Here is a 24,079-nt window from a genome sequence, read left to right on the forward strand (position 1 = left end):
GCAAGGTCCTAGGCTGGAAGACGCCATCAGAAGTTTACCTGGGTAAAAAGTTGCACTTGAGTTGACAATTCGTCGTAGAAAAAAAGCCCGCAATTTGCGGGCTTTTTACGTACAATCGCCTCGAAATATTGGTTAAAAATCAAGCAGCTCTACAAATATCTGTGTTCCTAAGGGGGTCGGTATAAAAGTGCTTGTGATGATGACCGGTAAAAATGTTTATGCCGCAGTTGAAAACGGACTCGCATAGTGATAGGCTTTATCCGTTTAGATTTACAGCATCACTAATAAAATCATGCTTGATAGGAATATGGGCGTTTTTGCTTTATCGTAATGAAATCCGAATCAGTAATAGTTACCGCGCTGCTTCAGGCATCATTGCCGCAGTTGGGATTGGAGCAAAATCGGCTCAAGATATATACAAAGCTGTCGCTAAGATGAACTTAGCAAAGGAAGAATACGATATGGCAAAAGTCGCGGGTACAAAGTATTGAAAAAAGGAAAGTTGTTGAAGGCAGGGACTGTTTTTACGGTGAGTGGTATAACGCTTTGGCAAGCGGTTAGCGCTGGAGGCTTTTTCTTTTGGCTATTATTATTTTGTACACTTAATTTTGTGTATGCATGTTACGGTTATGGGAAAACGCGTTAATTTAGCCAAAGTAACATCTTAGTGGATGCCATTGGATTAATTTGGGGACTTGCCTTTGTGCTGTTCTCTTTTTGAATCAGAACAAGCAAACACGACTAAAAAGCCCGCAATTTGCGGGCTTTTTACATACCAAATATTCGTCAGACTCTACTTAGCAGTCCCTGCCAAGAGTCCCTAATCAATCTCCGCTGACAGGGCTTCAATCTCGCGTTCCGTGTCGTCGAGGAACTTGATTGTGTTCCGCAGCGGCGCGTCCGTGGTGATATCCACGCCGGCCAACCGGGCTGCCTCAATTGGTGGCACCGAATCGCCCAAAGTCAGGAAGTTGCGCCAGTTTTGTGCCCCCGCCTTTGGATCCTCGCGCAGCTTGAGGAATGCCTGCGTGGAGATGGTGAGCCCAGCCGAATAGGTGTAGGAATACAGGCCCGCGTAGTAGTGGGTCTGGCGCATCCAGGTCAACTCGGCGCCTGGTTCTAGCTGGACGGCATCGCCCCAGAACTTAGTTAGTACGCCGCGTTTAATTTCATTCAGCTTGGCCGCGTCGAAACTTTCGCCGTTATCAATCAGCGTGTAGACCTCACGCTGGAAGGCGGCCTCGAGCAGGTGGGTGACGAAGTTGTGGAAGTACGTGTCGTTCAGTAGGCGCGACAGGGCGAAGCGGCGCAAGCGTTTGTCACTTGCCGTCCGCAGCAGTTCCTCTGTTGCCAGCAGCTCGTGGAAGGTTGATGGGGATTCGACCGAGTAGTTAGATGGCATCCAGTTGAGGGGCCCTTGTGCCTTGGCCGACAGCTCCATTTGACCTGCGTGCCCCAGTTCGTGCACGAGGGTGTACACGCTCGGCAAGTTCCCCGCCCAGCTCATCATGATGTAGGGGTGAACACCGTACGCCATTGAGGTGAACGCGCCGGATTCCTTCCCGATGTTCGCGGGATAATCCGTCCAGGCTTCCGTGAAGTTGCGGGCAATCAGGTCGCGGTAATCATCACCCAGCACTGACACAGCATTCAGAATCAGGTCCTTGGCCTCGTCGATGGTGAAGTGCGGTGAGTATTCGGGGTCGATGTCAATCTGCAGGTCGGTGTAGCCCGTGTGGTCGAGTCCCCAGAGCTTGCGGACGAACTTCTCGTAGCGGCGCATCACGGGGGCAAGGTCGGTCATGATCACGTCGATTTGGCGGTTAAACATGTCGCGGGTGACTTCCTGGTCGGCCAGCAAGTAATCGATGACCGAATCGTAGCCGCGCATGGTCGCGATGGCTTTTTCTTTGGCCACCTGGTTGTAGTAGCCGGTCGCAATTACGTTCTGGTATTTGGCCAGCGTTGCGTTGAACTGCTTGTAGGCGGCACGGCGGATCTCAGTGTCGGGGTGCTTCTGGTAGGTTTCCTCGTAGCTGACGAAACTCAGCGGGTATTCCTTGCCGTGCGCGGTGAACGTGCCGAAGTCCATGTCGCGGGCGATGGCTTGGGTGCGCATTGACGCGGGTGCGTCCAGTTCCGGTGCGAGCGTGGCCAGGACTTTTTCGGCGGCGGGGTCGAGCGCCGCCGCTTTTTGTGCGCGAATGTGGCGCAAGAACCCGGCGTGCTCGGGGTGGTTGTTGGCCACCTCCTGCAGCGTTGCATCCGGCGTGGTTGACAGAGCGGCCGTGAAGAAGCTGAGCTCGCCATCGATGGTTGCGCTGAGGGTGCTCAGGGCATTCAGGCGGTTGTTGATTGCCGCGTCGGTGCCGTCAGCAGCTTGGGGCAGGAAGGCGTAGTGGCCCAGGCGGTCGGCGAGCACGGTGATGGTCGCGTAATCGTCCAGGGCAGAGGCGATGGCCGGTGCGTCAGTCGGCCACGGCTGGTACTTGGCGGCAAAGTCGGCGGCTAAGCGGGAATACTCGGCGGTTGCCGCTGCGTACGCCTCTTCGTTTGGGTACAGATCGGCCAGGTTCCAGGTTAGGGCTGGGTCGACCTCTTGGCGGGTGGGAATTGCGGGCATGATTTGTGACCTCCATAGTTGTAAGTTGCCGTTAGTATACTATTTTTGGGAAGCGGATGCAGAAATTTTTGCAATTTTGCGAAAACGTTTGCATTTGGCCAGGGCAACCCTGTAATCTAGAATTAAGGGAAGCGTTATGCGCAACCTAAGTAATTAATGATGGGAAGGGGTGAATCTATGACGCCAAAACAACCGCAACGACGGCTAGGCCAGAAACAGGGTGCCGACTACGGCAACTCTGATCTGGCCCCAACATCGAGAGGATGTGTACGACATGAACGGCTTTATCAACTGGCTCAACAAACACATTGTTCCGGTTGCCGCCAAAATCGGGTCGATTCGTTGGCTCGTGGCGCTCCGTGACGCCTTTATCGCAATTATGCCGGCCACGATGGCTGGGGCGGTTGCAACGATTCTGAACGCGTTGCTTCGGGACTTGCCCACGCAATTCGGTTGGACGGGCTTCGTGGAATCGATGCAACCAATAATCGGGATTAACGGTCAAGTATGGACCGGGTCCCTCGCAATTTTAGGCTTAATTTTTGCCTTCACCTTTGGGTACCAGATGGCGGTGCAGTACCGCGTTGAACCAATCACCGCGGGTATTGTGACGCTGGGGACCTTCCTGATGTCCCTGCCGCAAAGCTTCACCGTTAACCTGGGCAAGGCCCTCAGCAAGGGCAGCGTCGAGACACTGACGGCTGCCGGCGCGGCGGTGGACGGCAAGACGGTTTCCGGCTGGGGTTACTTCAACTTCGGCAGTTTCTTCGGCGCTACCGGTTTCTTCACCGTCATGATTATGGGTGGGATTGCCGTTGCGGTGTACATCTGGCTGATGCGCAAGAACATCACCATCAAGATGCCCGATTCAGTGCCACCAGCAATCGCGCGGGCGTTCACCGGGATTATTCCCGCGACCGCAGCGCTGTATGTTTCCGGAATTATCACCTGGGCCTTCAGCAAGGTGGGCGCGGGGACGATTATCGAATTCATTTCTAAGACGATTCAAGAACCACTGCTCGGGATGTCCCAAGGCTACTGGGCGGTACTGCTGATGACGGTGCTGGTTCAGGTGTTCTGGTTCTTCGGTCTGCACGGAACCAACGTGCTCGGGCCGGTGCTCGACTCCATCTGGCTCACAGCGCAGGTGGCCAACATCAACGCCTTTGCGCAGGGACAGAAGCTGCCGTACCTGTGGACCCGTAACGCATTTGACCTGTACGCATGGATTGGGGGCGCGGGGTCAACGCTGCTACTGCTCATCGCCATCCTGATTTTCTCCAAACGCGACGATCAGCGGGCCGTTGCGAAACTGTCGCTGGCACCCGGGGTGTTCAACGTGAACGAACCCGTGATGTTCGGTCTCCCAATCGTGCTTGACCCAATCTACTTCATCCCGTTCATCTTGGCGCCAGTAGTCATGGTTTCCATCGCCTACTTCGCCATCACGCTCGGGTGGGTTGCACCGGTTAAGACCCAAATCGTTTGGTCCATGCCACCAATCGTGAACTCACTGATTGCAACCATGGACTGGCGCGCACCGATTCTGCAGGTGTTCAACATGATTGTCGGGTTCCTGATCTACGTGCCATTCGTTAAGGCAGCAAACAGAATTAAAGTTGAGGCATAGTTAACCAGAAGTTACATCGCCGGGAAGCTGAGCGATGAACCAAAACGGTGAGGTTTGAAATAGCGGAGGTGAACGCCATGCGCGCTGAACTAGACGCCCGCGCCCGCATCGCGCGTGTTTTGGGCAGACAGATTAAGATTCAGGAGGAAGAAGTAATGAAAACAACGAATAAGAGTGCACTCGTGGCCATCAGCGTTGGGCTGCTCCTCCTGATGTTTAGTCCACTGGCACATGGCGGCTTTTACCCAGTTATGCTCAGCGCTGGTCTTGCCGTGACGGTCTTCGGGGCCTTCAGGGTATGGCGTCACGGTAAACGCGCGGGTTAATTACCAGAAGCGGAGGAAGAATTCATGCAGATTAAAATGACGATTGCGGTTCCGGTTGAGTATTATTTCAGCCAAATCATTGAATCCGCCCGCTACGATATCCACGCGCAAACCGGTAAGAACGTGGCGCCGCGCAACCTCAAGGGCTTCACTTATCGCAAGCAGATGGCAAACGGACAGACGGCGCACTGCACCATCACCGACTATGTGCCCGGGCAAGTGTACGCCTACGCGATGCGCACCGGCCGCAACGAGTTCACCGTGCGGTATGAAGTCACGGCGGATGCGGACGGGAACACGCAACTGGTGTACCTTGAAGAAGTCACCGGGGCAACGAAGGGCGTCGACGCGAACAATCGTGCCAGTGGCTTCCTGATGGGTTGGTTTCGCAAGCGCCGCTTCAAGCAGATGGGCCGGGCAATCGAACAGGCGTATCTGGGCAACGGCGCACAGCTAACGAATTGATGATCACTGGCTGGCTGCAATGCGGCATTCAGTTCAGGCGAAAGGAAGATTTATATGAAAAAGACGATTATGCTCGTTTGCTCCGCTGGCATGTCCACGAGCTTGCTGGTGAGCAAGATGCAAAAGGCCGCGGCAGCGCGCAACATGGACGCCGAAATTTTTGCAACAGCCTCGGCGGACGCTGATGATGCGCTGGAACGCACGAATCCGGACGTGTTAATGCTCGGCCCCCAGGTGCGGTACATGTTGCCGACATTTGAGGCGAAGGTGCACATCCCGGTCAAGGTCATTGACATGCGGGATTACGGCCTGATGAACGGCGAGAAGGTGCTGGATGAGGCACTGAATGCCATGAAGGTTGAAGGGTAGGTTGCTTGCTAGCTTAACCGGCGAAAGGTGAAGCCGGTAATCCGCGGCAAACACAGCTACCACAATTAGCAAAAGAGCCACAACCCGGGTAACCGGATTGTGGCTCTTTTGAATGTCTGGTAGACATAGAATTGTTCGCAAAGTGGGTTGTTGCGCTCTGTGTTCTTAGTCGAGCTCCGCCTCACTGCCTTCTCCGCCTGCCAAGTAAAAACACCAAATGGACAAAAACCGTCCATCCGGTGTTTTTACTCAGCAGTGCTCGAAGGCAACCCGTGAGGCTCCGCTTTGTGTATTAGTCGAGCTCCGCCCCGCTGAAGTCTGCGGTCATCCCCAAGCCGGCGCTGACGGGAAAACCGCCCGTCACCGCCAGCTTGCCGATGATCCTCAACTTCAAAACGCGGGGCTCCGCTCTGTTCTATTTTGCATACACCAGCGCCAGTTGGTCTGCTGCCTTCAGGAACCGTTGCGTGTTGGGCTGGACGTTCGCGAGCATGATGACCGCGTTTTGACCGTCTGGTGTGATGCGGACGAAGCCTTCGTAGCCGTACCCGTAGCCTTGCGAACGCATGGAGCCGAAGCGTTGATACAGCCCGCCGGCATAGGTGCTGCGGCTACCGGGCCAGTGCAACACATCACTGGCGCGTCTGCCAATCAGCCGTCCAGAGACGATGGCGGATTCCAGCTTGTACAGGTCGGTGACGCTCGCAAAAATCTGACCAGTACCCAGTTCGTAGTGCTCCATTGTGCTCGTGGCGTTCCACGGCTTTTGTGTGTTAACCTGGGCGTGCTCTTTGTCCCAGTAATAGCCTTGCGCCATCGTGGCCGTTTGGGGCAGGTAGGCGAAACGGGTTTCGGTGAGTCCGAGCGGTTGGGCGATATTTGCCGTGAACAGTTGCTGGTAGGTCTTGCCCGTGATGCTTTCCAGAATTCCGCACAGCAGCACGTAATTGATTGGCTGGTAGTTCCATTGGTTCCACTTGGTGTAGTGGATGTGCGCGATGAACTGCTGGACAACCTGAAAATCACTGTGGTAGGCCGGCTGCTTGAACTTCGTCACCGCCAGCCCGGACGTCATGTCGAGCATTTGCCGGATGGTGATGTGCTCGCTGCCGCGAATCTGCGGGTAGAAGGTGTTTAACGTGGTGTTTAGCGCCAGTTTGCCCGCCTGAATTTGCTTCATGATGAGGATTGCGGTCGACGCCTTTTGAATCGAATCGATTTCGTACATCGTGTGCAGGTTCGTGCTCTGCATGGTGCTGGCGTGCGCATAGCCGTTGCTTTGGTGGGCGATAATCTTGCCGTGACGCACAATCATGGCGGTTCCGGAAAAATGGATTTGGTTAAGTGTGTTCGTCAAATTGGTTTGGGCCGATGCGTCGTTGCTCATTTTGATTGCTGGTGTCGTTGCGGCCTTTGCCGATGTACGGTGCGCGCGCACGGGATCAGTTGTCTTCTTTGGCGTTTCGGCATTCTTGCAGGCGCTCAGGCTCCCCAAAGTGAAAATAGTAAGGGATAATAACACAAATTTTTTCATAAGTAACGGGAGCTCCTAACTACTACTAGTTTGAAATATAAGGGCGGACCACGATGCACCTCACTCCTCATCAGTTAAGGAGGAGAGCTGCTTCGTGGTCCGCTTTTTGCCGCCGCAAATTCGGCGCATGTGCTTGTGGTCTATTCGAATTTTTGCCACGACTTGGTGTAATAATCCTTGTCGATGGTGTAGTGCGGTTTTGGCTGCTTGTTTTCGAGGAACGGCTTAACTGCGCGGTCCACTGCGACCCAGCCGCGCCAGCCGAGGTGGATGGTGTCCTGCATGAAGTAGGGCTTGTTGCCATCGTGCGACAGGTTCAGCACGTGGTTGAAACCCTGAGAGGCCAGCTGAGTTTGAATCTTCGTGACGGATTCCTGGTACATCGACTCGGAAAGTCCGGTGTACTTGGCCCAGCGGGAGTTGACGGGTGGAATAATGAACTGCACGTCAACGTGGTTGCGGGCGAACATGTCCAGCAACAACTCGAAGTCGCTGTATTCGGGTGACTGGCGGTAGTCAAAATTCCGTTGCTTGTTCCGCAGGTGCCGCACCCGGCCATGGCTCAGCCGGTCGGAGAAGAAACGGTTGTCGATGCCGAACTTGTTGTTGGTCGTCTTGCGCGCGGCGATGCGGCCAGCCAAATCGTTCAGCTCGGTGTCGCTGGCCTGATCGGGGAGCCACTTGGCCGCGGCGTTGACCTTGTGGGTATTGGTCCGCACCAGGTTAACGTGACAGAACAAGTCGTCTTCGTTCTGCAGCACCCGGCGCTGTGCATCCAGCAGGTTGCGGGTTTTGCCGAGGGGCTGTCCCGCGGCTACATTCAGCAGCGCGTTGTGAATCAAGACGTTGCTGTGGGTTGCGGGCATTTGGAGCAGGCGCCGCGCCGCGTACCGGTCGGCCATGGTGTCTTTTGCCTGCAGCAGCCAGTCGCTAATCTCAAGGGGCGAGTAGTAGAACGCGAAGGCGTCGGGGCGCTGACCGTGCGGTGTGAACCACTGCGGCGAGACAATCATGACCATTTTGCGTCCAGCCAGCTGGTGCATGGTTGATTGTAAGTTGATGAAATGGGTGAGTGACTGGGTGCCGGCGTTGCCGAGGAGCAGGGGCTGATACGGCCGGTCGTACTTGCGCGCGAGGACGGACGGGTGGAATGGATCCAGCCGTGACAATTCGGACGAACCGACAAACGGCACGTAATTTTCCGTCAGTGCCTGGCGCTTGATGCGGGTGCCGAGCAGGACGTTCGGTGAGAGCGAGACGGCGGCGCTGCGCATCGTTCCCTTTTGCAGGGGGCCAAGGTGCAGCGGTGCAAACAAGATGCCCGCGACAATCAGTCCCGCAGCAAGAACCGGCCCCAGAACTGTCCAGAGTCTTTTTTTCATTTTATTTTAGCTTCTCCACCTGATCGATGATTTGTTGCGGGGTCTTCCAGTCGTCACGGTTGAATTCGGAAACCGGAATCTGCACGTCGAGCTGTTCCTCCAGTTCGAGCACCAGTTGCACCGTGTCCATAGAGTCCAGTAGTGCGGAGTCGAAAAGCTCGGTGTCGAGGTGGCCGGTCAAATCCTCACCGGTGAGGTCTTCGAGAATGTTCAAAACAACGGTTTGTGTATCCATGATTTTTCCTTTCGCAGCGGTTATCGTAACTAAATTGGCGATAACCCCCAATGACGAGACGTTTTTAGTGGAACCAAAGTGTATCTAGGAAACCGGAGAAAATGAGGAACGACAGGCACACGACGTTGAACGTAATTCCAATGGCGAGTGCTTTCGTCCAGCGGTTGCTCGGCAGGTGACTCTTTTTCTTCTTGCGCAGCCACATGTCGTTGATGATGATGGCGCAGGCGTGGAAGAGGCCGTAAACGATGTAATACCAGGTCACCCCGTGCCAGAAACCCATGATGAGGAAGTTGATAAGGTAAGCAACCTGGGAAATGTGCACGCGCTTTTTGATCAGCCGGTGCTTCATGATGTAGAAGGTGACGCGCATGAAGACAAAGTCGCGGAACCAAAAAGACAGGCTCATGTGCCAGCGATTCCAGAAGTCCTTGATGTTCCCGGCTAGGAATGGCTTGTTGAAGTTTTGCGGCGTGCGGATGCCCATCAGGTAGGAAATGCTGACGGCAAAGAGGCTGTAACCGGCAAAGTCGAAGAACAGGTACATGCTGTAGCAGTACATGTAGCCGACCAGCGCCCAAGAGATTCCGGTGCCGCCCATAGCCATCTTCTGGCTCATCGCGGCTTGGGCGACTTGCGGCAAGAGCACGGTGCCGAAGAAGTAACCCAGGATGAACTTGTACAGGAAGCCGAGGAACATGTAGTGAATCCCGGAAGCCACCATGTCGACGTAATCGTTGTGGTCCGGCACGTTCTCGTAGTCTTTTTCAAAACGCCGGTAGCGGTCGATTGGCCCGCTCGAGATGGTCGGCATGAAGAGTAGAAAACGCAGGAACGGCCACACGCGGATGGCTTTGATTGTCCCGTCGCGCAGTTCCATGACGACCTGCACGGATTTGAACGTGAGGTAGCTAATGCCAAGGAAGCCGAGGAGCGATGGGTGGTAGCTGAACACGGGGGTCAGCTTGACGATTGCAAGCGGCGCGATGGCCAGGATGACCGCGGCGTAGAAGGCACCGGTGCGGTTGTGCTGCTGGCGCTCGCGCTGGTAAACCAGCACAATCACGACCTGCCAGATGCAGTACGCGATTAGCGCGATGCCTTCCTGCCACTTGGCGCCGGTGAACATCAGGAAGATGAAGGCGGCGCTGACGATGGTCTCGTAGACTTTGAGGCGCACCCCGCGGGCCAGGGCAATCATGAGCGGCAACAGCATAATGACCAGCACCATGAAGTACATGGGGTTAGCGTATGGCTGCATGTTAGGCATTGTGGTTAACCTCACTTATCAGCGCCTTAACGTCCACCTTGTCGTTGGGCGTTAGGGGCAAATTGTCGCGGTAAATGAACCGCTGGGGCACCATGTATTCCATCATTGCGGAACTGAGCTGGCCACGCAGGGTCTTGGTGAAGTTGAGGGCGTCGGTGACGGGTTCCACCGGGACGGCGAAGGCCACGAGCTGTTTCACCTGGTGGTCGCGGTTGTAGCGCGGCACCGCGACGGCCTGCTTGAGCAGGGGCTGTGCGTTCAGGTAGTGGTTAACTTCTTCAAGCTCGATGCGGAAACCGTTCATCTTGATTTGGAAATCCGTGCGTCCGCGGTAAAACAGCAGGCCGTCATCGTTAACCACGCCGAGGTCGCCCGTTGCATAGGAGCGGGTTGCACCGTTGTCGGTGAAGGCCGCGGCCGTTTTGTCTGGCCGGTTGAGGTAACCCTTGGAGACGCCGGGGCCGGTGATGCTGAGCTCACCGACGATTTGGCCGTCCTCTTCGTGGGTACTGCCAGGCCGGTAATCGATGAAGGTGTCCGACTTGGCGTACCCAATCGGCAGGCGCGGGTACTTACTCAGCAGCTCGTCGTCCACGCGAATCGAGGTGACGGCGACGGTCGTTTCGGTTGGGCCGTACGTGTTGTACATGGCCGCTTCGGGGAACCGCGCCAGAATTTTGCCGGCCAGCTGGTTGGTGAGCTCCTCACCGCAGAAGAAGATGTGACTGAGGTCCGGCTGCGACTGCGCGTTGAAGTTCGGATCGAGCAGACACATGGCCATGAAGGATGGGGTTGATACCCAGACGTTCAGGCGCAGGTCCGGCAGCAGGCGCACCAGAGCACCAAGGTCGCTGGTTGCGTCCTTGGGCAGAACCACGAGCGTGCCGCCAGCGGTCAGGCAGGGGTACAAACTCATGACGGACAGGTCAAACGAGTACGGTGCCTGAGCGAGCATGCGGGGTTTTGCCGGCAGGTCGAAGTCGTCATTCATCCAGTTGACGAAGCTCAGCAGGTTGTCGTGGCTAATCTGCACACCCTTTGGCTGGCCCGTGGTCCCGGACGTGAAGATGATGTAGAAGTTCTCACCGCCAATGACGGGATTAGCACGCGTTGCCGGGTTCGGCGCGGCGGTTTCGGGTGTGGCGAGGAGCCGTCCCAGTTCGTCGGCAGCCATGATTTGACCGGGCAGGTTAATTGGCAGCTCGGACGTTGCGATGGTCATGGCCGGGCGGGCAATCTCACTGATTTGGGTCAGGCGCGTGTTAGGTGAGTGCGTGTCAACGGGGATGTAGGCGTGGCCGGATTTTACGCAGCCGAGGAACGCGGCGATGGTTGCGAAGTGCTGGTCGGCGTAAACCATAATTGGCCGGTCTGCGGGCAGGTTGCGGTCCGCAATTGCGCAGGCAATCGCGTCACTTGCGGCCTTTAACTGGCCGTAAGTGTTGGTTTTGCCGCAGTAATCGTACGCAACCCGGTCTGGATGTAGGGCAGCTTGTTGGTCAATGGCCTGAATAATGTCGGTGATTAAGATGGTAATTATCTCCTTTTACCGGTGCACACGGGTGGAACTTGTGGCAAGCGGTGGAATAGTTTTTGATTCAGTGTGTTCAATCAATAGCTTAGAATTCGTTATAAATAAAATGACTGTTGGTCACGCCACGGTAGCTGTACAGGTATACCAGCGCCAAGATGATGGCGGTGTACAGCAGCGTGCGCAAGATGAATAACGTGACTGGGTGGTGGAAAAATTTTGCCATTGCTCTCCTCCGTGTTGCCAATGAATTGGAATATTCGGCTGTGCGTTTGCCCGGGCAGAAGAACTCGCTGTTGCCGGAAGTTCAAACGTTGTCGTTCATTACAAGGATAGGCATGAGTCACTTTTGCAACTATCTAGTGTTTCTGAGTCAAACCTTAAAAATTTTCAGATTAGCAGCGCAAATGGCGTGTGACCGCGGCGTCGCGGGGTCCAAAATGCGGATTGGGCGGTCGCGGCCAGAGGTTACGATTTTGCTAAAGATGACACGCGGCGCGGTCAAGCCAAAAAAACACACCATCCTCGCTGCCAGAAACGGCGAGGATGGTGTGCAATGTAATGGCTATTTGATAATAGGTAGAATTAAGGAAAAGACGCTCCCCTGCGGCTGGTTATCGCGAACGTGCACCGCGCCGCCATTCAGGTCAGCAAGGCGCGCAACGATGGCCAGTCCGAGGCCCGACCCGTCGATTTTGTGGGACCGCGACGTGTCGGCGCGGTAGAAACGGTCGAAGATGTGCGCCTTGGCGCCATCGGAAATGCCGGGGCCGAGGTCCGCGACCTCAATGACCGCGTGACTGTCCGCGAAGAGGTTGATGGTAATCGGCGTATCCCCCGGTGCGTACTTGTTCGCGTTGTCGATGAGTGCAACCAGCATTTGCGTGATGCTTTCGGCGTGCACCATTGCGTGCACGGGGTGCGGGGCGTTCACCACCAACTCGCGGTTCAGCTGTTCGTGGTAATTATCGGCGACGCGTTGCACGATGTCGTTCAAGAGCACCCGCTGTTTTTCTAATTCAGCGTGGTCCATCCGCGATAGCTGCAACAGGCTGTCAATCAGGTGCTGCATGCGGATTGATTCCGTGTCGATGGTAGAGAGGGACGGCTGCACGATTTCGGGATGGGTGTTCCCGTGGCGGCGAATCAGGTTGATGTGACCGCGAATCGCGGCCAGTGGTGTGCGCAGTTCGTGCGATGCGTCGCTGACGAATTGGTGATCGCGCAGCACTTGGTTGTTCAGCGAGGTGAGCAGCCGGTTGAACTCGATGCTGAGGTCGGTCACTTCCTGGGGCCCGGCCGGCACGGGCAGCGTCTCGTGGTGGGTTGACGTGTCCGCGTCGTTGATTTTCTGCGTGGCGGTCGTCAGGCGTTCCAGCGGGGCGTTGAGCTTGCGGGCAAGAACCGAAATCGCCGAGATTCCGATGAGGAGGCCAAAAGCCATGACGGAAATGACGACCACGATGATGAGCTTGAACAACTCCACCACGTTGTTGAGGCTGAGCCAAATCTCGTAGGTGACCCGTGAATGTTTCCAGCGCTCACTGGTTTTGACGTGGTAAAAAATCCCCTGGTCGGTCTGAATCTGGATGTTCTTCAGCAGCGGCCGGTTCTCGAAGTCATCGCGCAGGAACTTCCGCGTCCGGTGGGAGTAAAAGTGGCGCACTTTCCCGGAATCAGGCACCACGGTCACGCGTACGAAGGTGTTGTGCGGATTAATCGAGGCGGTGTCGCGCCAGTAATCCCAGTCAGGTTTGTAATCGGAAAATGAGGTCTTGAGGACCGTTGTGAGTTGCTCTGCATCGTCGCGCTTGTTGTGGACGAGGTGCAGCCCCACGACGAAGATGGTGGCGAAACTGACAATAATCATCAGGGTGGTTAGCAAAATAATGTACGCGCGCGTAATCTGGGTGGCACTGGAATTATTCTTCTTATTGTTCATCGTCATCAGCCCGCATGACGTAGCCGACCCCACGCACCGTGTGAATTAGCGGTGCAAAATCCGGCAGGTCAATCTTGTTGCGTAAGTAGCGTATGTACACGTCAATGATGTTCACTTGGCCGTCGTAATCCTTGCCCCAGACGCGGTCGAGCATTTCGCTGCGCGTAACGGGGGTGCCGGCGTGTTGCATGAGGAGCACGAGCAGGTCGGTTTCTCGCTGCGTGAGCGTTTCGCACGTGTGGCAGCCCCGCATTGGGGTGCGTGTCCGTACGTCCAGTTGCAAATCACCCACCTGGTAGGTTGCCACGGTGCTTTTGAGTTGGTGTCGGATGACGACGCGGATGCGCGCGAGCAGCTCCTCGATTTCAAACGGCTTGGTGATGTAATCGTCAGCCCCGGCGTCGAGCCCCGCCACCTTGTCGCCCACGTAATCGCGCGCCGTCATCATAATCACCGGCACATCGTCACCCTTCCGAATGCGCCGCAGCACTTCCAGCCCGTCCAGTTCGGGCAGCATCCAGTCGAGCAGAATCACGCCAATTGCGTATTGGTTCTTGCGGTAGGTCGCAAGCGCGCCCAGTCCATCCTCGGCGGTGAGGACGGTGTAACCCTCGAATTCGAGTTCAGTTTTGAGGTAAGTCCGCAGCCCGTCTTCGTCTTCAACCAGCAAAATCGTTTCAGCCATAGTTTCCTCCAATGCCCATTTTCCCAAGTCACTCCGAGAAAAAGTATAGCACGGTGGCTCGCTAGGTAAATCGTTCGTTAGGCTGAATGTGGTCAAATCCTAATAGTTGGCGGCGGTCAGTAACCTCTTTAAAGCTTCCGGTCGCCGAGCAAATTACTCTTGGCCATCTCGGCGTAGTTACTCTTCATCTGGACGAGGTTCTGCTGGTAGGAGCGGGCGTAGACGATGGCAAAGAGCGAATCGAGGATGTATTCGAACGAGACCTGCGACGCGAACGTGCCGACCTTGAAGCGTTCCTGCTCGTTTTGCGTGATAGCGATGGTTTGGCTGGCGTACTGGGCCTGCTCGCTGGCTGGATTACCGGTGATGAGCAGGGCGGGGATTCCGCGACGGTGCAGGAACTGGAGCACTTGGGTGTGCTGCGGGATGTTGCCCCCATAAGATAGGAAGATGGCCAAATCACCTGGCTGCATGGTCGCCGCAATCCACATCATGTCCCCGTATTCATCGGCAATGACGGCGTACTTGTTGATCTTCGTCAGCTTGGTTTGCAGACTGCGAGCGCGAATCTGGGAATCGCCAATGGCAAACAGGAATAAGCGTTGGGCGCTGGCGATGCTGCTGGCGGCCTTGTGGAGCATTGTCTCGTCCAGCTGCAGTTGTGCCCGCCGCACCGCCGCGATGGTTAGATCGGCCATGTTCTTGGCGATGGCCTGCGCGGAGTCGCCGGGGCGGAAAGGAAAGTTGGCGTCCACGTCGTTCAGCTCGATGACGTTCGTGTGCACCGCCTCGGCAACGGCAATGCGGAGCTCGCGGAAGCCGGAGTAGCCGACCTTCTTGGCGAAGCGGACAATGGCGGAATGTGAGGTGTAGGTGGCTGCGGCTAGTTCCTGAATGGACATTTCGGCAACGGCCGGTAGATTGCTCGTGATGTAGGCGGCGATGCGCTGCTCATTGTCGGTCATGTTTGCTGTTTGTTGCAGTTGGTCAGTTAATAGCATGTTGTTTCACTCCCTATGCTTTCACAATACCTGTTTCTGAACCAAATGTTTAGCGGTTACATTAGTTTTGGAACGTTTACCGAAAGTTGTGACCAGATTGATTGGCAAAGCGGGCGGATGCGCTGCCGCGGCGCTACACTGAAGGAGTTGATAAGAAGTCGCGGGCAAGTGTACTGGGGAGTGGTGCTTGCCCGCGCGGTAATGGCCGGCGCGTAATTGCGGCGCCGGCGGGGAGGTTGATTTTGAAACAATTAACCATCGCGTACATCGGCAACGGGAAGAGTGCCAACCGGTACCACTTGCCGTTTGCGTTAAAACTCAGTGACCGGATTCGGGTCAAGACGATCTTTGCCCGGCACCTGCGCGACACCTGGCAGCGCATTGATGGGGTACACTACACGACGGATGTGAATGACATCTATAGCGACCCCGAGATTCAGCTGGTGGTGCTCGCGTTGCCGCCGCAAGTACATTACGAATACGCTAAAGCGGTGCTTGAGTCCGGCAAGAACGTGCTGGTGGAAAAGCCATTCACGGAAACGGAAGCGCAGGCGCGTGAGCTTTTTGCCTTGGGGAAGGCGAAGGGGCTGCTGGTCCAGTGCTACCAGAACCGGCGCTACGACTCAGATTTTCTGACGGTGCAGCAAGTGATTGGCAGTGGCAAGTTGGGGGAACTGCTTGAACTGGAATCAACCTTTGATTACTACCGTCCGGAAGTGCCAACTGCCAATGAGTTTAGTCGTCTCGGCAGCTTCCTGTACGGCCACGGCTGCCACACGCTGGATCAGATCATCTCGTATTTCGGCAAGGCGGATGCGGTACATTACGACGTGCGCCAGCTGCTCGGGCCGCAGAAGATGAACGATTATTTTGACATCGACATGTATTACGGCCGGATGAAGGTTGCGGTTAAGTCCAGCTACTTCCGCGTGGTGCCGCGGCCAAGCTTTGCGGTGTACGGCAAGCGCGGCGTCTTCATTAAGTATGGCACCGACCGGCAGGAGTACGACCTCAAGCACTTTTACATGCCGGACCACGCGGACTTTGGCGTTGACCGGCCGGAAGATTACGGCACGTTGACCTACATTGACGATGCGGGACAGTACCATTCAGAGAAGGTCGTGTCGGCGGTCGGCGATTACAGCCGCGTTTATGCGGGTCTGTATGATGCCATCATCAACGGCGGGCCGAAGACGGTCAAGGATGAGGAAACTATCTACCAGATGCACCTGCTAGAAGAAGGCATCAAGCAGTGCAATGCTGGCGTCGATAATGATGATTAGAAAGCAAATCTAGGGGGATTAACATGAGTAAATTACCAGATGGATTTTTGTGGGGCGGCGCGGTTGCCGCGCACCAACTCGAAGGTGGCTGGCAGGAAGGCGGCAAAGGCGTCTCACTTGCGGACGTGATGACGGCCGGGGACGCTAAGACGCCACGTGAAATCACGGACGGCGTGCTGCCGGGCAAGAACTACCCGAACCACGAGGCGATTGATTTTTACCACCGCTACAAGGGTGACATCAAGTTGTTCGCCGAGATGGGCTTCAAGGCGTTCCGGACCTCCATTGCCTGGAGCCGGATTTTCCCAAACGGGGATGAAAAAGAGCCGAACGAAGCTGGCCTCAAGTTTTACGACGACATGTTCGCCGAATGCAAGAAGTACGGGATCGAACCCGTCATCACGCTCGCTCACTTCGAAATGCCGTACCACCTGATCAAGGAATACGGCGGCTGGGGTGACCGGCGCCTGATTGGCTTCTACCTGAACTTCGCCCGCGTGTGCTTCAACCGGTACAAGGACGTCGTGAAGTACTGGATGACCTTCAACGAAATCGACAACCAGAGCAACTACAACAACGACTTCATGGTTGCCACCGACTCCGGCTTGCTGTTTGAAAAGAACGCAACGCCAAAGGAGCGGGAAGCAGCAATGTACCAGGCTTCCCACTACGAACTCGTGGCCAGCGCCAAGGCGGTGAAGCTCGGTCACGAAATTAACCCGGACTTCAAGATTGGCTCCATGATTAACTTCACCCCGCAATACCCAGCATCCTCCAAACCAGAAGACATCCTGATGGCGGATAAGGCCATGCAGAAGCGGTCATTCTGGAGTGACGTGCAAGTATTCGGCCAATACCCTGGCTACATGAAGGCATTCTGCAAGCGCACCGGCTACATTCCGGACATCACGGATGCGGACTTGGCCGCGCTCAAGGAAGGCAAGGTTGATTACATCGGCTTTTCCTACTACAGCTCTAGCGCTGTGGCGGCCAAGGACGACAACCCACTTTATGACTTCGACGGCACTTCTGAGCAGGTCACCAATCCGCACCTGCCAAAGAGTGACTGGGGCTGGACCATTGACCCCGTTGGCCTGCGCAACAGCTTGAACTGGCTCTACGAACGCTACCGTGTCCCACTGATGATTGTGGAAAATGGTCTTGGCGCTTACGACAAGGTTGAAGCAGACGGCAGCATTCACGATGATTACCGTATTGCCTACCTGCGGGCCCACGTTAAGCAGATGATTAAGGCCGTTGATGAAGACGGCGTTGATTTGCTCGGCTACATGCCATGGGGTTGCATCGACCTTGTGTCTGCCTGTACCGGCCAGATGGACAAGCGGTACGGCTTCATCTACGTCGACAAGAATGACGCCGGTGAGGGCACCCTTGAGCGCAGTCGCAAGGATTCCTTCTACTGGTACAAACAAGTCATTGAATCTAATGGTGAAAAGCTATAACTAACCAAACGCAAAAGGACCAACCACTTCCGGATTGTTGGGGAAGTGGTTGGTCCTTTGCGTTGTTACAGCACCGGCGACAGCAGGCGCGAGAAGCTTTGCTTAATGCGCAGCCATAGCGACCAGCTGGCGATGATTTCCTTGGTGAGGAGCGTGCTGGTGGCCAGGTCATCGTTGAAGATCTGGGCGAGCTCCTTGGTGACTTTGGAGTCGTACATGAAGGTGTTGACCTCGAAGTTGAGTCCGTACGAGCGGAAGTCCTGATTGGCGGAACCAACCGTGCAGATGTCGTCATCCACGAGCATGGTTTTGGCGTGGAGGAACCCGTCTTCGTAGGTGTAAATCTTGATGCCAAAACCCGTCAGCATCTTCGCGTACCACTGCGTTGCGCGGTAGATGAACGGGTGGTCGGGCATGCACGGAATCATGACGCGCACGTCGACCCCGGCCGCCGCGGCCATGCGCAGGGCGGTAATCATGGATTCATCGGGCACCAGGTACGGACTTTGGAGCCACACGCGGTGCTTGGCCGAGTTAATCAGGTTGATGTAGCCAAGCTTGATTTGCTCAGTTGGCGAATCGGGGCCGCTGGTGACCACCTGCATGCTCGTGGTTCCGGAGATTGGCTTGTCTGGCGCCGGGAAGTATTCGGGGGTGTAGGCCAGGTGCTTGTCCTCGGTCACCGAGGCGTTCCAGTCCATCATGAAGCGCATCTGGAGCAGCGAAACGCCGTGGCCAATGATGCGCAGGTGTGTGTCGCGCCAGTAGCCGAACTTCTTGCTGCGGGAAAGGTACTGGTCACCGACGTTGAAGCCACCGGTGTAGCCGATTTTCCCATCAATCACGACAATCTTACGGTGATCGTGGTAGTTGAGGCGGAAGCGCGAGATGGTGTTGGTGGAGGTGACGAACGGCACGGCGCGGCCACCAGCAGCGGTGAGCGGTGCCCAGAACTTGGCGCTGGTCCCGTGTGAGCCGAATGCGTCATAGACCACGCGCACCTCAATGCCGGCAAGTGCCTGGTCCACCAGTGCGTCGCGCAATTCAGTCCCGATGTTGTCGGGGTAAATCGTGTAGTACTCAATGTGAATGCTGAACTTGGCGCGCGCAATATCGGTGAGGAGGGCGGCGAACTTGTCGTTACCATCGGTGAAAATCTTGACGGCGTTGCGCCGCGTCAGTGGGGCGCGGTCGATGCGCCGGAAGAGCTCGACGGTCTGCTGGCGCTCCCGCACAATCCGGTCGGCATCTGTCTGGCCAAAATGCGGTAGCGCGTCTTTTTGTGCGTCGATAACTTCCTGCAGCCCGATGCGGTCTTGCGTGTGCATTCGGAACAGCTTCTCGTGACCCAAGCCGCGGCCGGTGAACATGAAGAGAATGAAACCAAACCCGGGGATGAGCACGAGCACGAGGAGCCACGCCCACGTTGCCGCAATGTTGCGCGGCGTGTGGAAAACCGTGATGATGGCAGCCAGCGCGTTGAGGGCGACTAACCCCGAAATAAACGCTGGTGCGTGCAGGAAAACATAATCAAACATCAGTTACCCTCTTTCCGCGGCACTTCTGCCCTCTCAGCGGGCAGAAATGTGTCGCCCTCGTCATCCAAACCAAGATTGGTGAATAGGTAATGCAGGTCGGTGAGCACGTCGGCGGCCTTGATCTCGATGTCGTTACCGATGTAGTCCGTGAGCACGGACACGAGCATGGCGGCGGCGAAGTGAATCATCCGCTTCGGGTCGGGTGCCTGCCGAATCAGCTTGACAATCTTCGGCAAGCCGTTCGGATTATTGGCCTGAACCGCCTCGTCGAATTCCATGAGAATCTTGGACACAACCCGCACGAGTTCCTGATAGGAAGAAAACTGCTGGTTCTCCACAAGCAAGTTGCGCATGAGCTTGCGGTTGTCCGCGACCCACCAGATAATTGAATCGATTCTGGTGCTCGGGCGCATCCGGTCGAGCTCGGCGAACATCTCCGGAGTGATGAGAACCGGCATGGACGCACTTAACGCCTCGTACTTGTTGTGGAAGTACCGGTAAAATGTGCTCCGGTCGATGCCTGCCTGTAGTGCAATGTCGTCGACAGTGATTTTTTCGAACGGCTTGTGCCGCAGAACTTCGATTAATGCGCGCTCAATTGCGTGGTCTGTTGGTTGCGTCATGTTTTTTCTCCTGGCCTTGCGACACTTTGCGATGATTGTCGTTATAGCAAAAAGTGTAGCGCACTAACGGGGCGCAATCAAGTGACGCGACTTGGCGCGGAATTGGCCAACTCAAGTAGCAATTGATTGGCATCGCGCGGCGTCTTTGCCATAATCTAACGGGTGGCGGACATAAATGCTTGGCTGCCGGATATGCATCGTGGATTGAATATCGGCGGTTATGCTATATTAGTAGGAGCTAAGCACGTGATGAACGCAAAATTAACATTGAAGAAGATAACTGGTGGCACGAATGAATAATGTGCCGTTAGCTGCCCGCATAGCAGGTGCCGATTTGGCCTGCTGCGGCGAGCAGATTTTGGAGGAATTATGAAAACACTTTGGCCATATTTGCGGCGCTTTTGGGGCGTTGAACTAGCCGCAATCGCCGCGACGTTAATGTATGCGTTCGCTAATTTGTGGCAGCCAAAACTATTGCAAGGGGTCATGGAAGCAATCATTAAGGGCGACAAGGGAACAGTTGGTCGCCTCGGCATTGAACTATTGCTGCTGGCACTGCTCGGGATTGCGGCCGGGATTGCCAACACTATTTTTAGTGCGCGCGCTGCTTTGAATATTTCCACCAAGATGCGCGGGGATATCTACCACCACGTGCAGAAGTTTGCCTTCGCCGACATCGAGCAGTTCGCCGCCAGCAATCTAGTTGTGCGGATGACTAACGATATTAACCAGGTGCAGGGGATGGTCATGCAGACGCTGCAAATCGTTGCCCGGGTGCCAATCATGTTCGCCGGTGCATTGATTCTGGCCATCATGACGATTCCGGAGATGTGGTGGCTGATTCTGCTGATGATTGTCATCATTGTCGCGATTGCGTGGTTCGGGATGACCACGATGAGCCATTACTTCGGTGAGGTTCAGGGCTACATCGACCAGGTGAACACCATTGCGCGCGAGAACCTGATGGGTGTGCGCGTGGTGAAGTCGTTCAACCAGGAGGCCAACCAGGAAAAGGAATTCGCTGGGGCGTCCGATAAGATGACCAAGGTCTCCATCAAAATCGGCTACGCATTCTCCATGATGATGCCGGGCTTTTTCACCTTCGCGAACCTGGCAGTTGCCGGCGCGATTTTCCTTGTCGGCCACAACATCACGGATCACCCCGAGAACCTGGCGGCGATTGCCAGTTTCGTTGGGTACATGATGCAGCTACTGATGGCGGTCATTAACGCCGGCTTCATCGCCACCGGCGCGACCCGTGCCTTCGTTTCACTGGGCCGAATCGGCGAAGTATTGCAGCACAAGCCATCGATGCAGTTCAAGGATGTGCCCGAAACCGAGCTTGAGGGTAGCATCGAATTTGACCACGTCACCTTCAGTTATCCGGGTGAGAAAAAGCCGACGCTGCGCGATGTTTCCTTTAAGGTGGCGCCAGGCGAAATGGTCGGGATTGTCGGGGCGACCGGGGCGGGTAAGTCCACGCTGGCCCAACTAATTCCGCGCCTGTTTGATCCCGAAGCGGGGGTCGTGCGGGTCGGTAGTCAGAACGTGAAGGACGTTGCGGCCGCCACCCTGCGCAAAACCATCGGGATGGTGCTCCAGCGCGCGACCCTGTTTTCCGGAACCATTGCCCAGAACTTGCGCCAGGGCAAACCGGACGCAACGGTCACCGACATGCGCTGGGCCGCGGAGGTCGCGCAGTCGGAGGAATTCATTCGCCGACTGGACGGGCAGTTCGATGCGGAAGTGGAAGAGCGGTCCGCGAACTTCTCCGGCGGCCAAAAGCAGCGGCTAGCGATTACCCGCGGGGTGATTGGCAAGCCGAACATCCTGATTATGGACGATTCCACCAGTGCCCTTGATGCCCGCAGCGAGCGCCTCGTGCAAGAGGCACTGGCGCGGGAGCTGCAGGGGATGACGACCGTGATTATTGCCGAGAAGATTTCGTCAATCATCAAGGCCGACCGCATCCTGGTCATGGACAAGGGGCGCGTTGTTGCGAGCGGCACGCACGAGCAGTTGCTGGACAGCAGCCCGATTTATCGGGAAATCTACACGACGCAAAAGGCGCGGGAAGGGAGGACCATCTAATGAAGGATTTACGGATTGCCGGGCGGTTTTACTACCACTATCTGCACCGGTATCACTGGCAGTTTGCCGGGACGTTAGTGTGCCTCATCCTGTTTGCCAGCTTCAACGCGCTTTCCCCAATTTACCTCGGGCGTACGGTTGAGGACCTATCGAATTTCCTGGGTGCCTGGCAGCACGGCGGCGGGGGCAACCTCGGCGTGTTTTACACCGACGTCGCCCTGTACGCGCTGTTCCAGTTGCTCACCGGTGTCGGTGACTTCGGGACGTCGATGTTCCTGTCCTGGATTGGTGGGGTCGCAACTGGCCACATGCGGACGGATTTGTTCGGCAAAATGCAGAAGATGCGCGTTGAGTACTTTGACACGCACAGCGACGGCGACATTCTCGCCCGATTTACGAGTGACCTGGATAACATTTTCAACGCCGTCAACGAAGCCTTCGTGCAGATTTTCTACAGCGTTGCCCAAATCATCGGGGCCATGTACATGATGTTCCACACGAATGGCACCCTGGCGCTGGTAGCAATGTCGACCACGCCGATTGCTATCGTGATTGCGGCGATTAACATTAGTATCGCCAGCAAGGCCGTCAACAAGCAGCAAAACGACATTGGTAAGCTGAACGGTTACGTCAACGAGCAGATTACGGGCCAAAAGGTGATTATCACAAACGGCCTGCAGGAAGACTCGATTAAGGGCTTCGAGCAGCTGAACAACACGGTGAAAAAGACCGCGCTGCGGGGCCAGATCTGGTCCGGGATTCTCCAGCCACTAATGAACGGGATGATGCTGCTGACCTCCGCCATTGTCATCTTCGTGGGCAGCTGGCTCGTGATGCAGGGCGGCATGTCGACCGGCGCGGCGTTGGCACTGATTGTGGTGTTCGTGCAGTACGCACAGTCGTATTTCCAGTGCATCATGCAGGTTACCAGCATGTACTCGCAGATTCAGCTGGCCATCACCGGTGCGCGGCGGGTATCTGAGGTTCACGCCGCACCCAACGAGGTCCGGCCGGCAAACGGCAAGCCGGTGCACGAGGTCAAAGACGAAGTGGTCATCGACAATGTGCGCTTTGGCTACCAGCCGGGCAAGGAGATCCTGCACGGGGTAACGCTGAAGGCCCGGCGCGGGGAAATGGTCGCCCTGGTTGGCCCAACCGGTGCCGGGAAGACGACGGTCATCAACCTGCTCAACCGGTTCTACGATGTTGATTCCGGGGCCATCAAGATTGACGGGGTCGACATTCGGGACATGGATTTGACCCAGCTGCGTGACACCGTGGGCATTGTGCTCCAAGACCCGCAGCTGTTTAGCGGGACGATTGCCGACAACATTTGTTTTGGCAAACCGGACGCAACTCAGGATGAGATGTACGCGGCGGCCGAGCAGGCACACATCCACGACTTCATCATGAGCCTGCCCGCGGGTTACGAGACGAAGATTACGGACGAACAGTCGGTGTTCTCGGCGGGACAAAAGCAGCTCGTCAGCATCGCCCGCACCATTTTGACTAACCCGCAGATACTGATTCTGGATGAGGCCACGAGTAACGTCGACACGGTGACTGAAGAGAAGATTCAGGCGGCGATGGACAACGTGATTGCCGGGCGGACCAGCTTCGTCATTGCCCACCGGCTGAAGACGATTCTGAAGGCCGACGACATCGCGGTTCTGCGCGACGGTCGCATCATCGAAGAGGGCAGCCACGAACAGCTGCTGGCAGAGAAGGGCTTCTACTCGGGGCTATACAAGTCGCAGATGGTGTTTGCGTAAAATGCCCGAATGCACCGACTAGCTGGGCAAATTAGTTAACTGCCGCACTCAATTCTTGCATGGTGCAACAGATTTTACGAAGTGTTGAACGGCGACTTACTAAACGAAAGCAGCACGAATGCCGAGCTGACGGCGATTTGCGCGTGCGGTTTAAAATCATGATGAAAGGGGTGACAAAGTTGGCCATTTTTGGCAGCTTTGTTACCCCTTTCCTAGTTACAGGTGTTAGAATACCGTTATGAACGCGGAAGCAACGTTCACAAAGTTGGGTTTCAATTTGGGCGCAGTGCTAATTGCACACGCCTGTAAAGGAACG

The 24,079-nt window shown here is 55.9% G+C and carries 20 protein-coding genes; 8 read left to right on the forward strand and 12 right to left on the reverse strand.

The genetic code is table 11. The features are described from left to right. Positions 1-820: 820 nt before the first annotated feature. Entirely contained in the window at positions 821-2,623 is a 1,803-nt protein-coding gene (gene pepF / locus EKN00_RS05000; RefSeq protein ID WP_127849053.1) for an oligoendopeptidase F, read from the reverse strand. Between the two features lie 274 nt (positions 2,624-2,897). On the opposite strand from pepF, the gene EKN00_RS05005 reads away from it, so the two are divergent. The 4 genes from EKN00_RS05005 to EKN00_RS05020 all read left to right on the forward strand — a co-directional run bounded on the left by EKN00_RS05005 (position 2,898) and on the right by EKN00_RS05020 (position 5,413). Beyond that, positions 2,898-4,253: a PTS sugar transporter subunit IIC gene (locus EKN00_RS05005; RefSeq protein ID WP_127849054.1), complete on the forward strand. Its 1,356-nt coding sequence runs from the start codon at positions 2,898-2,900 to the stop codon at positions 4,251-4,253. 77 nt (positions 4,254-4,330) lie between these two features. Continuing rightward, a complete protein-coding gene (locus EKN00_RS05010; RefSeq protein ID WP_127849055.1) occupies positions 4,331-4,579 on the forward strand; it encodes a hypothetical protein in 249 nt (82 codons plus the stop codon). Between the two features lie 24 nt (positions 4,580-4,603). Further along, the gene (locus tag EKN00_RS05015; protein WP_127849056.1) at positions 4,604-5,044 is read left to right on the forward strand and encodes a DUF3284 domain-containing protein; all 441 of its coding nucleotides are present in this window, start codon (positions 4,604-4,606) and stop codon (positions 5,042-5,044) included. Between the two features lie 54 nt (positions 5,045-5,098). Continuing rightward, on the forward strand, positions 5,099-5,413 hold the full coding sequence (locus EKN00_RS05020) for a PTS sugar transporter subunit IIB (protein WP_127849057.1): 315 nt from the start codon (positions 5,099-5,101) through the stop codon (positions 5,411-5,413). A 415-nt stretch (positions 5,414-5,828) separates the two neighbouring features. Here EKN00_RS05020 and EKN00_RS05025 read toward each other — a convergent pair whose 3' ends face one another. The 9 genes from EKN00_RS05025 to EKN00_RS05065 all read right to left on the reverse strand — a co-directional run bounded on the left by EKN00_RS05025 (position 5,829) and on the right by EKN00_RS05065 (position 14,993). Further along, positions 5,829-6,947 carry a serine hydrolase domain-containing protein gene (locus EKN00_RS05025; RefSeq protein WP_127849058.1) on the reverse strand — a complete coding sequence of 373 codons (1,119 nt, stop codon included), beginning with the start codon at positions 6,945-6,947 and terminating at the stop codon, positions 5,829-5,831. Positions 6,948-7,087: 140 nt separating this feature from the next. Beyond that, positions 7,088-8,329, reverse strand: a complete 1,242-nt coding sequence (gene dltD / locus EKN00_RS05030; protein WP_127849059.1) for a D-alanyl-lipoteichoic acid biosynthesis protein DltD — start codon at positions 8,327-8,329, stop codon at positions 7,088-7,090. Position 8,330: 1 nt separating this feature from the next. Next, positions 8,331-8,564, reverse strand: coding sequence for a D-alanine--poly(phosphoribitol) ligase subunit DltC (gene dltC, locus EKN00_RS05035; RefSeq protein WP_127849060.1), 234 nt, complete (start codon positions 8,562-8,564; stop codon positions 8,331-8,333). A 64-nt stretch (positions 8,565-8,628) separates the two neighbouring features. Continuing rightward, on the reverse strand, positions 8,629-9,834 hold the full coding sequence (dltB, locus tag EKN00_RS05040) for a D-alanyl-lipoteichoic acid biosynthesis protein DltB (RefSeq protein ID WP_127849061.1): 1,206 nt from the start codon (positions 9,832-9,834) through the stop codon (positions 8,629-8,631). Continuing rightward, positions 9,827-11,365: a D-alanine--poly(phosphoribitol) ligase subunit DltA gene (gene dltA, locus EKN00_RS05045; RefSeq protein WP_127849062.1), complete on the reverse strand. Its 1,539-nt coding sequence runs from the start codon at positions 11,363-11,365 to the stop codon at positions 9,827-9,829. Before dltA ends, dltB begins: the two co-directional genes overlap by 8 nt. An 88-nt stretch (positions 11,366-11,453) precedes the next feature. After that, a complete protein-coding gene (locus EKN00_RS05050; RefSeq protein WP_127849063.1) occupies positions 11,454-11,591 on the reverse strand; it encodes a teichoic acid D-Ala incorporation-associated protein DltX in 138 nt (45 codons plus the stop codon). Between the two features lie 339 nt (positions 11,592-11,930). After that, a complete protein-coding gene (locus EKN00_RS05055; RefSeq protein WP_127849064.1) occupies positions 11,931-13,307 on the reverse strand; it encodes a sensor histidine kinase in 1,377 nt (458 codons plus the stop codon). Further along, positions 13,297-13,992, reverse strand: a complete 696-nt coding sequence (locus EKN00_RS05060) for a response regulator transcription factor (protein ID WP_127849065.1) — start codon at positions 13,990-13,992, stop codon at positions 13,297-13,299. The genes EKN00_RS05055 and EKN00_RS05060 overlap by 11 nt, the downstream gene beginning before the upstream one ends. 128 nt (positions 13,993-14,120) lie before the next feature. Next, positions 14,121-14,993 carry a MurR/RpiR family transcriptional regulator gene (locus EKN00_RS05065; protein WP_127849066.1) on the reverse strand — a complete coding sequence of 291 codons (873 nt, stop codon included), beginning with the start codon at positions 14,991-14,993 and terminating at the stop codon, positions 14,121-14,123. A gap of 242 nt (positions 14,994-15,235) precedes the next feature. Between EKN00_RS05065 and EKN00_RS05070 the strand changes: the two genes are divergently transcribed. Together EKN00_RS05070 and EKN00_RS05075 are read left to right on the forward strand one after the other, a co-directional pair. Next, positions 15,236-16,276: an oxidoreductase gene (locus tag EKN00_RS05070; protein WP_127849067.1), complete on the forward strand. Its 1,041-nt coding sequence runs from the start codon at positions 15,236-15,238 to the stop codon at positions 16,274-16,276. Positions 16,277-16,299: 23 nt separating this feature from the next. Further along, positions 16,300-17,739: a 6-phospho-beta-glucosidase gene (locus tag EKN00_RS05075; RefSeq protein ID WP_127849068.1), complete on the forward strand. Its 1,440-nt coding sequence runs from the start codon at positions 16,300-16,302 to the stop codon at positions 17,737-17,739. Positions 17,740-17,804: 65 nt separating this feature from the next. Here the strand turns inward: EKN00_RS05075 and cls are convergent, their stop codons facing one another. Continuing rightward, entirely contained in the window at positions 17,805-19,277 is a 1,473-nt protein-coding gene (cls, locus tag EKN00_RS05080; RefSeq protein WP_127849069.1) for a cardiolipin synthase, read from the reverse strand. Then, on the reverse strand, positions 19,277-19,900 hold the full coding sequence (locus EKN00_RS05085; protein WP_127849070.1) for a TetR/AcrR family transcriptional regulator: 624 nt from the start codon (positions 19,898-19,900) through the stop codon (positions 19,277-19,279). The genes cls and EKN00_RS05085 overlap by 1 nt, the downstream gene beginning before the upstream one ends. A gap of 369 nt (positions 19,901-20,269) precedes the next feature. On the opposite strand from EKN00_RS05085, the gene EKN00_RS05090 reads away from it, so the two are divergent. Both EKN00_RS05090 and EKN00_RS05095 read left to right on the forward strand, forming a co-directional pair. Continuing rightward, positions 20,270-21,991, forward strand: a complete 1,722-nt coding sequence (locus EKN00_RS05090; RefSeq protein ID WP_127849071.1) for an ABC transporter ATP-binding protein — start codon at positions 20,270-20,272, stop codon at positions 21,989-21,991. Beyond that, positions 21,991-23,763, forward strand: coding sequence for an ABC transporter ATP-binding protein (locus EKN00_RS05095; protein ID WP_127849072.1), 1,773 nt, complete (start codon positions 21,991-21,993; stop codon positions 23,761-23,763). Before EKN00_RS05090 ends, EKN00_RS05095 begins: the two co-directional genes overlap by 1 nt. Positions 23,764-24,079: the final 316 nt, after the last annotated feature.

It is taken from the genome of Lacticaseibacillus hulanensis (genome assembly GCF_004010095.1).
Classification (GTDB): Bacteria; Bacillota; Bacilli; order Lactobacillales; family Lactobacillaceae; genus Lacticaseibacillus; species Lacticaseibacillus hulanensis.

Coding starts and splice junctions, on each gene's coding strand:
- dltD (WP_127849059.1), bottom strand. CDS start 8,329: ATGAAAAAAAGACTCTGGACAGTTCTGGGGCCGGTTCTTGCTGCGGGA.
- pepF (WP_127849053.1), bottom strand. CDS start 2,623: ATGCCCGCAATTCCCACCCGCCAAGAGGTCGACCCAGCCCTAACCTGG.
- dltC (WP_127849060.1), bottom strand. CDS start 8,564: ATGGATACACAAACCGTTGTTTTGAACATTCTCGAAGACCTCACCGGT.
- dltB (WP_127849061.1), bottom strand. CDS start 9,834: ATGCCTAACATGCAGCCATACGCTAACCCCATGTACTTCATGGTGCTG.
- EKN00_RS05065 (WP_127849066.1), bottom strand. CDS start 14,993: ATGCTATTAACTGACCAACTGCAACAAACAGCAAACATGACCGACAAT.
- EKN00_RS05085 (WP_127849070.1), bottom strand. CDS start 19,900: ATGACGCAACCAACAGACCACGCAATTGAGCGCGCATTAATCGAAGTT.
- EKN00_RS05020 (WP_127849057.1), top strand. CDS start 5,099: ATGAAAAAGACGATTATGCTCGTTTGCTCCGCTGGCATGTCCACGAGC.
- cls (WP_127849069.1), bottom strand. CDS start 19,277: ATGTTTGATTATGTTTTCCTGCACGCACCAGCGTTTATTTCGGGGTTA.
- EKN00_RS05015 (WP_127849056.1), top strand. CDS start 4,604: ATGCAGATTAAAATGACGATTGCGGTTCCGGTTGAGTATTATTTCAGC.
- EKN00_RS05005 (WP_127849054.1), top strand. CDS start 2,898: ATGAACGGCTTTATCAACTGGCTCAACAAACACATTGTTCCGGTTGCC.
- EKN00_RS05010 (WP_127849055.1), top strand. CDS start 4,331: ATGCGCGCTGAACTAGACGCCCGCGCCCGCATCGCGCGTGTTTTGGGC.
- EKN00_RS05055 (WP_127849064.1), bottom strand. CDS start 13,307: ATGAACAATAAGAAGAATAATTCCAGTGCCACCCAGATTACGCGCGCG.
- EKN00_RS05075 (WP_127849068.1), top strand. CDS start 16,300: ATGAGTAAATTACCAGATGGATTTTTGTGGGGCGGCGCGGTTGCCGCG.
- EKN00_RS05025 (WP_127849058.1), bottom strand. CDS start 6,947: ATGAAAAAATTTGTGTTATTATCCCTTACTATTTTCACTTTGGGGAGC.
- EKN00_RS05095 (WP_127849072.1), top strand. CDS start 21,991: ATGAAGGATTTACGGATTGCCGGGCGGTTTTACTACCACTATCTGCAC.
- EKN00_RS05050 (WP_127849063.1), bottom strand. CDS start 11,591: ATGGCAAAATTTTTCCACCACCCAGTCACGTTATTCATCTTGCGCACG.
- EKN00_RS05090 (WP_127849071.1), top strand. CDS start 20,270: ATGAAAACACTTTGGCCATATTTGCGGCGCTTTTGGGGCGTTGAACTA.
- EKN00_RS05060 (WP_127849065.1), bottom strand. CDS start 13,992: ATGGCTGAAACGATTTTGCTGGTTGAAGACGAAGACGGGCTGCGGACT.